The 12,465-nt window shown below is 73.6% G+C and carries 7 protein-coding genes; 4 read left to right on the forward strand and 3 right to left on the reverse strand.

The window, feature by feature from the left end; all coding sequences use genetic code 11:
• Positions 1 to 232 precede the first annotated feature (232 nt).
• The gene (locus tag ACFYMM_RS33295) at positions 233 to 3,562 is read left to right on the forward strand and encodes a BTAD domain-containing putative transcriptional regulator (RefSeq protein ID WP_388393455.1); all 3,330 of its coding nucleotides are present in this window, start codon (positions 233 to 235) and stop codon (positions 3,560 to 3,562) included.
• Here ACFYMM_RS33295 and ACFYMM_RS33300 read toward each other — a convergent pair.
• Both ACFYMM_RS33300 and ACFYMM_RS33305 read right to left on the reverse strand, forming a co-directional pair.
• A complete protein-coding gene (locus ACFYMM_RS33300; protein WP_388393457.1) occupies positions 3,549 to 5,456 on the reverse strand; it encodes a sigma-70 family RNA polymerase sigma factor in 1,908 nt (635 codons plus the stop codon). The two genes, ACFYMM_RS33295 and ACFYMM_RS33300, sit on opposite strands and share 14 nt — an antisense overlap.
• Before the next feature lie 241 nt (positions 5,457 to 5,697).
• Positions 5,698 to 6,474: a TetR/AcrR family transcriptional regulator gene (locus ACFYMM_RS33305; RefSeq protein WP_388393460.1), complete on the reverse strand. Its 777-nt coding sequence runs from the start codon at positions 6,472 to 6,474 to the stop codon at positions 5,698 to 5,700.
• Positions 6,475 to 6,858: 384 nt separating this feature from the next.
• Here ACFYMM_RS33305 and ACFYMM_RS33310 point away from each other — a divergent pair, with 384 nt between their 5' ends.
• Together ACFYMM_RS33310 and ACFYMM_RS33315 are read left to right on the forward strand one after the other, a co-directional pair.
• Positions 6,859 to 8,232: an NAD(P)/FAD-dependent oxidoreductase gene (locus tag ACFYMM_RS33310; RefSeq protein WP_388393463.1), complete on the forward strand. Its 1,374-nt coding sequence runs from the start codon at positions 6,859 to 6,861 to the stop codon at positions 8,230 to 8,232.
• Positions 8,233 to 8,396: 164 nt separating this feature from the next.
• Positions 8,397 to 10,049: a SpoIIE family protein phosphatase gene (locus ACFYMM_RS33315; RefSeq protein ID WP_388393465.1), complete on the forward strand. Its 1,653-nt coding sequence runs from the start codon at positions 8,397 to 8,399 to the stop codon at positions 10,047 to 10,049.
• Between the two features lie 45 nt (positions 10,050 to 10,094).
• On the opposite strand, the gene ACFYMM_RS33320 is transcribed toward ACFYMM_RS33315, so the two are convergent.
• Positions 10,095 to 11,354 (reverse strand): MFS transporter, encoded by a 1,260-nt coding sequence (locus tag ACFYMM_RS33320; RefSeq protein WP_388393491.1) that lies wholly within the window; start codon positions 11,352 to 11,354, stop codon positions 10,095 to 10,097.
• Between the two features lie 152 nt (positions 11,355 to 11,506).
• Between ACFYMM_RS33320 and ACFYMM_RS33325 the strand changes: the two genes are divergently transcribed.
• Complete coding sequence (locus ACFYMM_RS33325) at positions 11,507 to 12,067, forward strand: MarR family winged helix-turn-helix transcriptional regulator (RefSeq protein WP_388393468.1); 561 nt, start codon at positions 11,507 to 11,509, stop codon at positions 12,065 to 12,067.
• Positions 12,068 to 12,465: the final 398 nt, after the last annotated feature.

Below are 12,465 nucleotides of genomic sequence, written 5' to 3' on the forward strand. Positions count from 1 at the left end.
GGCTCGACCCCCGGCCCGAGAAACCCGGCACCGGCCGGTCCCGGCCCACCGACACCCTCGGGGACAGCCCGGGACAGGGTTGAGGACCGGCCGTCACCGACCACCGGTACAGGCCGGCCGACACTCCCTAGGTCCACCGACGCCCCCGGGGACAGCCCGGGTACGGTCCAGGACCGGCCACCACCCGAGCCACCGGTACCGACCCACCGACGACCCCGGCGACAATGTTCGGGTGCGGTACAGAATCCTGGGCGTAACCCAAGCGACGGACGACCGGAACACCGCCGTACCCCTCGGCGGCCCCCGCCTGCGGGCCCTCCTCACCGCGCTCGCCCTCCGCCCCGGCCGCACCGTCACCCCCGGAACCCTGATCGACGAGGTCTGGGCCGACGCCCCGCCCCAGGACGCACCCGCCGCTCTGCAGGCCCTGATCGGACGCCTCCGCCGCGCCCTCGGCAAGCACGCCATCGCGTCCACCCCCGGCGGCTACCGCCTGGAGGCCACCGAGGACGACGTGGACCTGCACGTCTTCGAGCGCCTGGTCCGCACCGGCACCGCCGCCCTGCGCGCGGGCGACCCGGCCACCGCCGCCGACACCCTCACCGAGGCCCTCGCCCTCTGGCACGGCCAGTCCCTCGCCGACCTCCCGGACCGCACCCCGGCCACCCGCCCCGAGGCCCTGCGCCTGGAGGCCACCCGGGCGCGCGCCGACGCCGCGCTCCGCCTCGGCCGCGCCCACGACGTCGTACCGGAACTGGGGGAACTGACCGCCGCCCACCCCTACGACGAGCCGTTGCACGCCCTCCTCGTCCGCGCCCTGCGCGACACCGGCCGTCCCGCCGACGCCCTCGCCGCCTACGAGACCGCCCGCCGCACCCTCGCCGAAGCCCTCGGCACCGACCCGGGCCCGGAACTCCAGGCCCTGCACACCGCGTTGCTGCGACAGGAAACCCCGCCCTCACCCTCGACCTCGCCCCCGGCTCCGGCGCCCGCACCCGTACCGCCACGCGCCCCGCTCCCCGAGCGCAGCGGCAATCTCCGCCCCCGCCTGACGAGTTTCGTCGGCCGGGAACCCGAACTGAACGCCATCCGTTCGGAAGTGCACAGGGCCCGTCTCGTCACCCTCACCGGACCGGGCGGCTCAGGAAAGACCCGTCTCGCCGAGGAGGCCGCCGCCGGCCTCCCGCAGGCGTGGCTCGTCGAGCTGGCCCCGCTCGACCGGCCGGAGGCGGTGCCGGGCGCGGTGGTCAGCGCGCTCGGTCTGCGCGAGACCGCGCTCATGACCAACGAACTGGCGACCTCGCAGGCCGACCCGACGGACCTGCTCGTCGAGTACTGCGCCCCGCGCAGCCAACTCCTGATCCTTGACAACTGCGAACACGTCATCGGCGCGGCCGCCGACCTCGCCGAGACACTCCTCACCCGATGCCCGGGCCTCACGATCCTCGCCACCAGCCGGGAGCCCCTGGGCGTCCCCGGCGAGTCGGTGCGCCCGGTCGAGCCCCTCGCGCCCGAACAGGCGCGCCGGCTGTTCGCGGACCGCGCGGCGGCCGTCCGTCCCGACTCCGCCGCCTTGCTCCGCGACGCCGAGGCCGTCGCGGAGATCTGCCGCCGCCTCGACGGCCTGCCGCTCGCCATCGAGCTGGCGGCGGCCCGGCTCAGGCTGCTGACACCCCGGCAGATCGCCGACCGCCTCGACGACCGCTTCCGCCTCCTCACCTCCGGAAGCCGTACGGTCCTGCCCCGCCAGCAGACCCTGCGCGCGGTCGTCGACTGGTCCTGGGAACTGCTCGACGAGCGGGAGCGGACGGTGTTGCGTGAGGTATCGGTGTTCGCCGGCGGCTGGGACCTCGCGGCGGCGGAGGCCGTCTGCACCGGTCCAGCGGCCGAGCTGATCGGCGCGCTCGTCGACAAGTCCCTCGTCGTGGCCGCCCCGCCCGGCCCGGAGGACACCGGCGGCATGCGGTACCACCTCCTGGAGACCATCCAGGAGTACGCCGGCGAACGCGCGGCCGAGGTCCCCGAGCTGCGCGCCGCCGCCGAGCGCCGGCACCGCGCGTGGGCGCGCGCGCTGGTCGAGCGGGCCGAACCCCTGCTCCGGTCCGCCGAGCAACTGCTGTGGATCTCCCGCCTGGAGACCGATCTGGACAACATCCGCGCGGCGGTCCAGCGGGCGGTGCGGGACGGTGACGAGCGGGAGGCCGGCGCGATCGTCCTCGCCATGGGCTGGTTCTGGTGGCTGCGCAACTACCGCCAGGAGGCGGTGGACTGGGTCCGGCTGGTGCTGCGCCTCGGCGCCGCCCTGGACGTCCTGCCCGAGGGCGCCCGGCCGCAGGACCTGACAGCGGCCCTGGCGTCGGCCGACCCGGTGGACTCCTTCCTCACCGACCCCGACGCGCAGGCGGCGCATCCGCTGCGCGACCTCCGTATGGACCTGCGGATGCTCGACCTGTTCCTCACCTTCGAGTCCTCCTCCCCGGACCTCGTGACGGGCGGGCGGGCCCGGGAGTACTTCACGCGCGTGCGGGCCGCCTACGAGGGCGGGGGCCCGCAGGCCGCCCGGCTGCCCGGCATCATCTGGCCGCTGACCGCCTACTACCTGGGCGGTCCGGCGGACATCACCCCCGACATGGACGCGGCGGTCGCCAACTGCCGTCGGCACGGCGGGGACTGGGAGATCGGCGTCGCGCTGATGTACCGCACCCATGTGGTCGTCGACTCGCCCGGCAACCTTCGAGGGGTCGACGAGGGCCTGGCCGAGCTACGGGTGCTCAGCCGACGCGCCGGGGACCGCTGGATGCGGGCGCAGGTGTGCAGCGCGGCAGGGGAGGCGGCGATGGCACGCGGCCGGTTCGAGGAGGCCGGGCGGGAGTACGGGGAGGCACTGCGGCTGGCCTACGAGGTGGGCGCGTACGCCGAGTCGCCGTTCCTCATCGCCCGGCTCGCCGAGATCACCTACCGCTCCGGCGACCGGAAGGCCGCGCTGGCCGCCCTGCGCGAGGCGAGCGAGGCCGCCGACCGGTACGGCGTGGCGGAGTCCCGGGCCTTCGTCCTGCTGCTGCGCGCGTTCATCGCCCAGTACGACGGCGACATCGCCCACGCGCGCGAGCTGTACGGGAGGACGGTCGCGGAGGCGTCGGGCGGGACCCTGCCCCCGCAGTTCACGGCGGGCCTGCGCGCGGTCGAGGCGCTGATCACGGCCGGCGAGTCGGGTCCCGGGCAGGCGCTGCCGATGGTGTCCGCCGCCCTGCGCGAGGCGGTGGAGCAGCGCTGCGCCGAGGCGGTCACGGCGTCCCTGGTGGACATCGCCGCCGACCTGCTGGCCCGGCTCGGCGAACTGGCGTCGGCGGTACGGCTGTACGCGGCCGCCGACAGCTGGCGCGACGGCCACCCGCGTCCCGAACCGGAGCGCACCCGGGCCGCCCGCGTCGACGCCGCCGCCCGAGCCGCCCTGCCCCCGGGCCGCTACCCGGCCGAGCGTGCCAGGGGAGCGGCCTTCACACCGGACGACGTACTGCGCGAGCTGGCACGGGAGGGGACGCCGGCCGCTACCGGCAGGTGAACCTCGCCTCCGCCCAGTCCGCGAGCGCCGCCGAGTCGAACAGGTTGCTGTGCGGCTCGACCACCAGCCGTACGGTCCGGCGGCCGGTCAGGTCCACATGGACGGGGACGGCCGGGTCCCGCTCCTTGACCGTTCCGGAGTTCCACAGCCGGACCCCGTCGGCGTAGACCGAGAAGGACACCTTGCCCAGCCCGAGGGTCATGTCGTCCACGCCCACCATCGCGTCGTAGGCGGTGCACGGGCGGTTGAGGTCGACGGTGACGGAGGAGGCGCCGTGGACGGTCACCCCGCGCGGGTACTGCCGGTCGGCGACGGAGAGGCCGTAGCGCTGCCACACCCAGCTGCTCTCGGCGATCCGCATCTCCGGCCGGGTGCCGTCGCCGCTCACGTCGTAGCGCAGCTCGCTCCACTGGTAGACGACCGGGGCCGGCGGGGGAGTGGGCGCCGGGGTCGGCGTGGGCGCCGGGGTGGGAGTCGACGTCGGTGCGGGGGGCGGTGTCGGTGCGGGGGTGGGGGCCGGCTTCGGGCCGGCGGCCGGGGGCGGGGCCGGCGTGGGTGTCGGGCTCGGGGCCGGGTCGGCGGTGGGTGCGGGGGCCGGCCTGGCGGCGGCCACCGGCTGCGGTGCGGGTGTCTTCCGCGACGGCGGGGGCGTCGGCGACGCGGGCCGTACGACCGGGGGCGGCGGGGTGGGCCTGGCGATCTCCTTGGCCGGGTGGCCTTGGTTGGCCAGCGCGAGCGCGACCGCCGCGGCGGCCGTCGCGACCACACCGGCCGCGATCCCGGCCTTCACCGCCGCCCCCAGCCCCTCGGAGGCCGCCGCACCGGCCCCGGCCCCGCCGGAGGAGCCGCCCGTCGAGGCCGCGGCACCCGCCGCACCCACCCCGGCACCGCCGGCGACGATCCCGAGTGCCTTGGCGTACCCGGCGGCCCCGAACCAGCCGATGACCGCGACCGGTACGACCGCGGGGATGCCACCGGCGACCTCCTCGATCTGCGCGGCCGCCAGCCGGCACCTGGCGCACTCCTCCAGATGCTTGCGCAGCCCCCGCTCGGCCCGGACGCGCAGTTTGCGGCGGGCGTGGGTGCCGAGCTGGTCGGCGTAGCGGGCGCACTCCTCGTCCTGGGCGAGGGCGGCGCTGACATGGGCCTGGAGGTAGGCCTGCCGCAGCCCCTCACGTGCCCGGCTGGCCAGCACCCGGGTGCCGTTGGCGTCGAGCCCGAACAGCACGGCCACCTCGCTCGGCGACTCGTCCTCCACCTCGGTGTGCCACAGCACGGCCTGCCAGCGCTCGGGCAGCGAGCGGAAGGCCTGCATGGCCATGGACCGCTCGGCCTCGTGCAGCGCCCGCACATCGGCGCCGAGATCCACGTTCTCGTCGTCCGCGCCCCGCGAGGAGCGCGCGGACTGCGCGGCGAACACGGCGAAGTCGTCCACCAGTTGCTCGCGCCTGGCCGACTTCGTCCAGTGCGCGGCGACCCGGCGGACGCAGGTCAGCAGATAGGCGCGGACGGCGTACTCGGGACCGGATCCGCCACGCACCGCCTGCAGCATGCGGGCGAAGACCTCGGCGGTCAGGTCGTCCGCCGTGTGGCCGTCGCGGCAGCAGGTGCGCGCGTACCGGCGGACGGCGTCGGCGTGGCGCCGGTACAGCTCCTCGTAGGCCGAGTCGTCGCCCGCGCGCATCCGCTCGATGAGCACGCTGTCGGCCGACGGCGCCTGCCGGGACGGTGGCAGGGCACTGCCCTCGCGCTGCGCCGGGACGCCGCCGCCGACCGGACCGCCCGGCGGGGATACGTTCTTTCGCCCGCCCTGGCTCGGCACCTGTGGCGAGGTCAGCCCGGAGGCCTCCGCGTCCCCGTCACCGAGTGACTCGTCCCGCCCGTCAACGCTCACCGGGTCAGAGTGCCACATTGACTCTTGTTCAGGACCCCTCCCGGCCACCCCACCACCCGTCCGAGGGGACCGGTCACCGCACGGCCCCCCCGCCTCACCCGAACGGGAAGCCTCGACGGACGCCCGTGCCGGACGCCCGTGCCGGACGCCCGTGCCGGACGCCCGTGCCGGACAGGCCGCGCCGACAGCGGGAAGCACCCCCGCCGAAGGCGCGGCCGAAGCGGCACCCGCACCCTGCCCGCTACACGGGCCGGGACCGCAACCCCTCCAGCAGGATGTCCAGCAACCGGGCCGAAGCCGCCGCCTGCTGCGCGGCGTCCGGCAGCGAGGGCGCCGCCGTGGCGATCACCAACAGCACGTCCGCCACGGACACATCGGCCCGCAGCTCGCCCGCCGCCCGCGCCCGGTCCACCAACTGCCCCACCACGTCCAGCAGCGCGGCGACCCCGCCGTCGTCCGAGGCCAGCGCCCGCGGCTCGGCGTCCGGCACCAGCCGCAGCTCGCCGGCTCCCGGCTGCGAACGCTGCTGCGGCACCCGGGCCTCCCCGGCGGCCTCCGTCTCCTCGTCGGCGACGCCGACCCGCAGCACCTGCGGCGGCAGCAGCCGCCCGGCACCCGACGCCACCGACGTGCGCAGGAAACGCGACAGGGCCGACCAGGGCTCGTCCTCCTGCCCGAGCGCCGCCCGCGCCTGATCGGTCAGCCGCGAGGTCTCCTCCTCGGCTATCCGCCGCACCAGCACGTCCTTGCTCGGGAAGCGCCGGTACACCGTGCCGACACCGACCCGCGCGCGCCGCGCCACGTCCTCCATCGGCGCGCCGTACCCCAGCTCACCGAAGACCTCACGCGCCGCACGCAGCACGTGTTCGAGATTGCGCTGTGCGTCCACCCGCAGCGGTGTCGTACGCGGCCCGTCGCCGCGTCCATGACCCACCGCCGCGCTCACCGCTCCGCCGACAGCTCCGCCACCCGCCGCGACGGCGGACGCCGATGCCCAATGCCTGTCCTGAATATGCATGAATGTTCCCCCGGTTAATGACGTCTCCCCCCGGAGACTCTCCCCGTCACTGATTCCGGAGTGAGCGGAAACTGGTTCGGTCAGTGTCCGGGACCACCCGTCGCGGGCCCGTACGACCACATCCTCTACACCCCGTCGACACACGAACATAGTTGAGCGAGGGTCAATTCAGAAGGGGCAGGTTCCGCACGGAGCGACCCCCGATCGGAGTACGGGCCACGAACATCCCGATTCCCCACCTTCGCACCCTTCCGGCCGCCCCCGCTGACCTGCCCGCTTTCCCGCCGCCCCGGCCCGCCCGCCGGTCACGCGCACACCCGGTCGTCGGTCACACAAATTGCCGGGGCTGTGGACAAACAACAGCGCCGGGTGCGTCATGGGACAGTGAAGGAACGTGCGCGCATTCTCGTTGTCGGTGGCGGCTACGTCGGGATGTACACGGCCCTGCGGCTGCAACGAAAGCTGAAACAGGAGATCAGGCGGGGGGACGTCGACATCACTGTCGTCACTCCCGATCCCTACATGACGTACCAGCCGTTCCTTCCCGAAGCGGCCGCCGGCTCGATCTCCCCTCGTCACGTCGTCGTACCGCTGCGCCGAGTGCTGCCCCGGTGCCACGTCGTCGTCGGCGAGGTCACCTCCATCGACCACGCCGCGCGCACCGCCACCCTCACCACCCTCGCCACCGAGGAGGGCGGCCCCGTCGAACAGCTGGCCTACGACGAACTCGTCCTCGCCCCCGGCTCGATCTCCCGCACGCTCCCCGTCCCCGGCCTCGCCGAGTACGGCATCGGCTTCAAGACCGTCGAAGAGGCCATCGGACTGCGCAACCACGTCATCGAACAGATGGACATCGCCTCCTCCACCCGCGACCCCGCCATCCGCGACGCCGCCCTCACCTTCGTCTTCGTCGGCGGTGGCTACGCCGGAGTCGAGGCCCTGGGCGAACTGGAGGACATGGCCCGCTACGCCGCCCGCTACTACCACAACGTCCAGCCCGAGGACATGAAGTGGATCCTGGTCGAGGCCTCCGACCGCATCCTGCCCGAGGTCGGCGAGGAGATGGGCCGCTACACCGTCACCCAGCTGCGCCGCCGCAACATCCAGGTCCTGCTCGAAACCCGCCTCGAATCCTGCGCCGACCGCGTCGCCGTGCTCAGCGACGGCCAGCGTCTCCCGACCCGTACGGTCGTGTGGACCGCCGGCGTCAGACCCCACCCGCTGCTCGCAGCCACCGACCTGCCGCTCACCGAGCGCGGCCGGCTCGACTGCACCGCCGAGCTGACCATCGACGGCGTCGACCACGCGTGGGCCGCGGGCGACGCCGCCGCCGTGCCCGACGTCACCGCCGACCGCCCTGGCGCGCACACGGCACCCAACGCCCAGCACGCGGTCCGCCAGGCCAAGGTGCTCGCCGACAACATCGCCCACGCGCTGCGCGACCAGCCCCTCCAGACGTACGCGCACGCGTACGTCGGCTCCGTCGCCTCCCTCGGACTGCACAAGGGCGTCGCCCAGGTCTACGGGCGCAAGCTGAAGGGCTACCCTGCCTGGTTCATGCACCGCGTCTACCACCTCAGCAGGGTGCCCACCTTCAACCGGAAGGCCCGCGTGCTCGCCGAATGGACCCTCGCCGGGCTCTTCAAACGGGAGATCGTCTCCCTCGGTTCACTCGAACATCCCCGTGCGGAGTTCGAACTCGCGGCCGGTGGAAAGCCTCCTCACAGCCCCTCGGACAACCCGAAGGGGTCGTCCTGACCGGACCTGGGAACTCCACGGCCCGCACCGGCGTCTGACGGATGTCGCCCCGGCCCGCCTCCTGCCAGACTGCCCACGACCCCCAGCACCGCACTTCCGGGGGCGACCCCGGAACCCGGCCGGATCCGGAGCCGGCCGACCACCACGACACGAGGCAAGGATTCGTGAACTTCACGCGCTGGAGCGCCCGGCTCCCCGGAACGCAGCGCCGCGCCGCAGCGCGGACCGACCACGCGGCCGCCCCGGACCGGCGGGGAGACGGCTCCGTGCCCGCGGCCCGCGCCGAACAACTGACCGACGACACAGCACCCGTACCCGCCGTCGACGAACTCCCCGCCCGTGACGTCCTCGACCGCGTCCCGGCCCTCGTCGCCCTCGTGCACGGCCCCGAGCACCGCATCGCGTACGTCAACGACGCCTACACGGCGGCCTTCGGCGTACGTCCCCCGGGCGCACCCGCCCGCGAAGCCCTCCCGGAACTGGCCGAACTGGGCCTGCTGCCCCTCCTCGACCAGGTCCTGCGCAGCGGCAAGCCCCGCACCCTCAAGTCCCGCAAGGCCCTGGACGGCCGCTCCTACACGTTCACCTGCACCCCCGTCGCCGAGGACGGCGACCGCGACGGCGACGGCTCGGTCCTCGTCTTCGCCACCGACGTCACCGACCACGCCGAGGCCGCCGAACGCCTGCGGGCCAGCGAACGCAGCCAGCGCGAGACCGCGGTCACCCTGCAGCGCTCCCTGCTCCCGCAGGAGCTGGAGGAACCCGACGACCTGCGCATCGCCGCCACCTACCAGCCCGGCGGCACCGAGGCCGCGGTCGGCGGCGACTGGTACGACGTGATCACCCTCGGCGGCGGCCGCACGGCCCTGGTCATCGGCGACGTCATGGGCCGGGGCGTACGCGCCGCCGCCGTCATGGGCCAGCTCCGCACGGCCGTCCGCGCCTACGCCCGCCTCGACCTGCCCCCGCACGAGGTGCTGCAGCTGCTCGACGGCCTGGCCACCGAGATCGACGCCAACCAGATCGCCACCTGCGCCTACGCCGTTCACGACCCCAACGAGGGCCGCCTGGTGTACGCCTCCGCGGGACACCTGCCGATCCTCGTCCGCGACGAGAACGGCACGGTCCAGCGCGCCGACGAACCCACCGGCCCCCCGCTCGGCACCGGCGGCTGGATCCACGCCTCCGGCTCCGTCCCCCTCGGCCCCGGCTCCACCGCCGTCCTTTACACCGACGGCCTGGTCGAGAGACGCAACGAGGACCTGGACGAGGGCATCGCCGCCCTGGAACGCGCCCTGACCGGCGCCACCGGCACCCCCCAGGTCGTCTGCGACCGGCTGGTCCGTTCGGCCGGCGTCACCGCCGACCACGACGACGACGTGGCCGTCCTCGTCCTCCAGCACCCCACCCGCAAGGGCCCCGAGGGCGACCTCTTCCGCAACGCCGCCCTGGAACTGCTCGGCGGGGTGGAAGCGGCGCCCCGCGCCCGTGCCTTCGCCTCCGGAGTGCTCACCAGCTGGCGCTTCCCGCCAGATCTGCACGACCTCGGCGTCCTGGCCACCAGCGAGCTGGTCGCCAACTCCCTCCAGCACGGCATCCCGCCGATGCGGCTGCGCCTGCGCCGCACCGACCGCCGCCTGACCATCGAGGTCACCGACGGCGACGACCACCTCCCACGCCGCCGCCGCGCCGAACCGGGCGACGAGTCGGGCCGGGGCATCGCCATCGTCGCGACGATCGCCTCAAACTGGGGTTCGAGACGAACGCCGGGGGGCGGCAAGGCGGTCTGGTGCGAGTTCCTCCTGCCGAGGGGCTGACGGCGCGTTGACGCGGCGGGCTCGCTGTCCCTCCGCCCTGGCCGGTCACGCCGCCATGGACTCCGCGGGCACCCCGCCCCGGGCGACCACCCGGCTCCTCGCGGCGGCCCACGGCTGATCCTGGGCGACGGTGAGCCGCCGCCCCAGCCGCAGCGCCAGCACGGTGATGGCCAGCGAGAACAGCAGGAAGGTCACGATGTACGGCGCGGGCAGCGAGGCCGCCAGGGGCCCGCCCACCGCCGGTCCGACCGCCAGCGCCAGCTGCTTGACCAGGGCGAACGCCGAGTTGTACTGCCCGGCCATGCCCTCCGGCGCCAGATCCGCGACCAGCGGCGCGACCGTCGGCGACAGCATCGCCTCGCCGAGCCCGAACAGCGCGTACGTCGACACGAACGCGGCCGTCGTCATCTCCTGGCTGCCATGCCCGAGCCCCGCGTACCCGGCCGCGAGCCACGCGACGGCCCAGATCAGGCCCACCCCGGCGATCACCCGCGAGCGCCGGCGCCGCTCCACGAACCTCAGCACCGCGAACTGCGCCACCACGATCATCAGCGTGTTCGCGGCCAGCGCGGTCCCCAGCGCTGAGGTGGAGATCCCGGCGGCCTCGACGCCGTACGCGCTCAGCCCCGACTCGAACTGTCCGTAGCACGCGAAGAACAGCACGAAGCCCAGTACGGACAGCTGCACCATCGCCCGGTTCCCGAGCAGCCGCTTCCAGCCGCTCCGCCCGGAGGCGGCCGGCGTCTGCTCCATCCGCGGTGAGTGCGGCATCCGCACCGTCGACAGCACCACGACCAGCAGCAGGAACACCGCCGCCTCGATCGCGAACAACAGGGTGAAGGAGGAGACGCGGGTGGTGTCGACGAGATGCCCGCCGATCAGCCCGCCCACCCCGAGCCCGAGGTTCTGCAGGAAGAACTGCATGGCGAACGCCCGCGAGCGGGTGTCCGCCGTCGAGCAGTCCACGATCATCGTCGCCAGCGCCGGCTGCATCACGGCCTGCCCGGCCCCGAGCGCCGCGGCGGACAGCAGCACGGCCGCCGCCCCGCCCGCGAGCCCCAGGCTCAGGGCACCCAGCGCGGCCGTGACCAGGGCGGCGAGCAGGACCGGCAGTGGGCCGCGCCGCACGATCGCCCGACCGGCGAACGGCAGTACGACCAGCGCGGCCACGGCGAAGACGGCGAGGACCAACCCCGCCGTCATGGCTCCCAGCCCCCGCACCTGCGCCACATAGACGTACAGGTAGGGGACGGTGAAGCCGAGCCCGAACGCGCTGAGTGCGTTGCCCACGTGGATCCGGCGCATCGCTGCGCCCATCGCCCTGGTCACGTTCACCTCTCTCAGGTAGTTGAAGTCGCTCAGTACTTAGAAGCGAAGACTTCGAAGCTAAAGTTTCGACCTGAACAGTACACCCAGAAGAACTTCAACGCCAAGCAGCCCCGTGCGATACTCGGGCCATGGGCGACACCCCCGGCACGACCGGCATCGGCAGCGAGCCGACCCTCGAGGAACAGATCGCCGCCTACCAGCGTGAGTTCCAGGACCTCGACCCCCAGGTCGAGAAGATCGTCTCGGCGCTGTCCCGTCTCAACCGCCGTATGAACGTCGCCTACGGCCGCCAGACCGCCGCCCTCGGCATCAGCAACGCCGAGTGGGAGGTCCTCAAGGCCCTCGTCCTCTCCGGCGCGCCCTACCGGCTTGGCCCCAGTGACCTCGCCAAGCGCCTGGGCCTCACGCCGGCCGCGATGACCCACCGCATCGACCGCATGGTCACCGAGGGTCTGGTCACCCGGGAGAGGGACGAGACCAACCGGGTCCGGGTGATCGTGGAGCTGACCGCCGAGGGCCGCGAGAAGTGGCTGGAGGCGATGCGCCTGGCCACCGTCTTCGAGGAGGACCTGCTCCAGGACCTCTCCCCGGCGCAGCGCACGACCCTCGGTGAGGTCCTGACCAGGCTCCTGCGCAGGGTGGAACACGCCCAGCCGGACGCCGGCGGCCGCCTCAACGACCTCGACTGAGGCCGGTCCGGTGGGACAACAAAAGATCTTGACAGTGGGCGCTTGACACGCCCCTCCCCGGTACGTAGAGTTCTTCGGGTTGCCAGAGAGCCGTAACGGTTCTTCGACAGCACCTCCGCCGCCGCGAGCGGCACCTCAAAACCACCAGCACGATCTCCCGACGGGATTGTTTTCGGTATGCCCGAATTCAATTCGAATAGGGACTCGGCGGCCCGATTGGGAATCGCCGGGCGGATCCGCTAAGGTTTGAGACGTCGGAACGGCCCAACGGCCGGGAAGACACCTCCCGCTGACTGGGAATCGGACGCCGAAAGGATCTGATAGAGTCGGAACCGCCGGAAAGGGAAACGCGAGAGCGAAAACCTGGAAAGCACCGAGGAAATCGGGTCGAGAAAAGA

Source organism: Streptomyces sp. NPDC006739, from assembly GCF_042869815.1.
GTDB lineage: Bacteria > Actinomycetota > Actinomycetes > Streptomycetales > Streptomycetaceae > Streptomyces.

Excerpts from the sequence above, each read along its gene's own strand:
- ACFYMM_RS33325 (WP_388393468.1), top strand. The coding sequence starts at position 11,507 with ATGGGCGACACCCCCGGCACGACCGGCATCGGCAGCGAGCCGACCCTC.
- ACFYMM_RS33320 (WP_388393491.1), bottom strand. The coding sequence starts at position 11,354 with ATGCGCCGGATCCACGTGGGCAACGCACTCAGCGCGTTCGGGCTCGGC.
- ACFYMM_RS33305 (WP_388393460.1), bottom strand. The coding sequence starts at position 6,474 with ATGCATATTCAGGACAGGCATTGGGCATCGGCGTCCGCCGTCGCGGCG.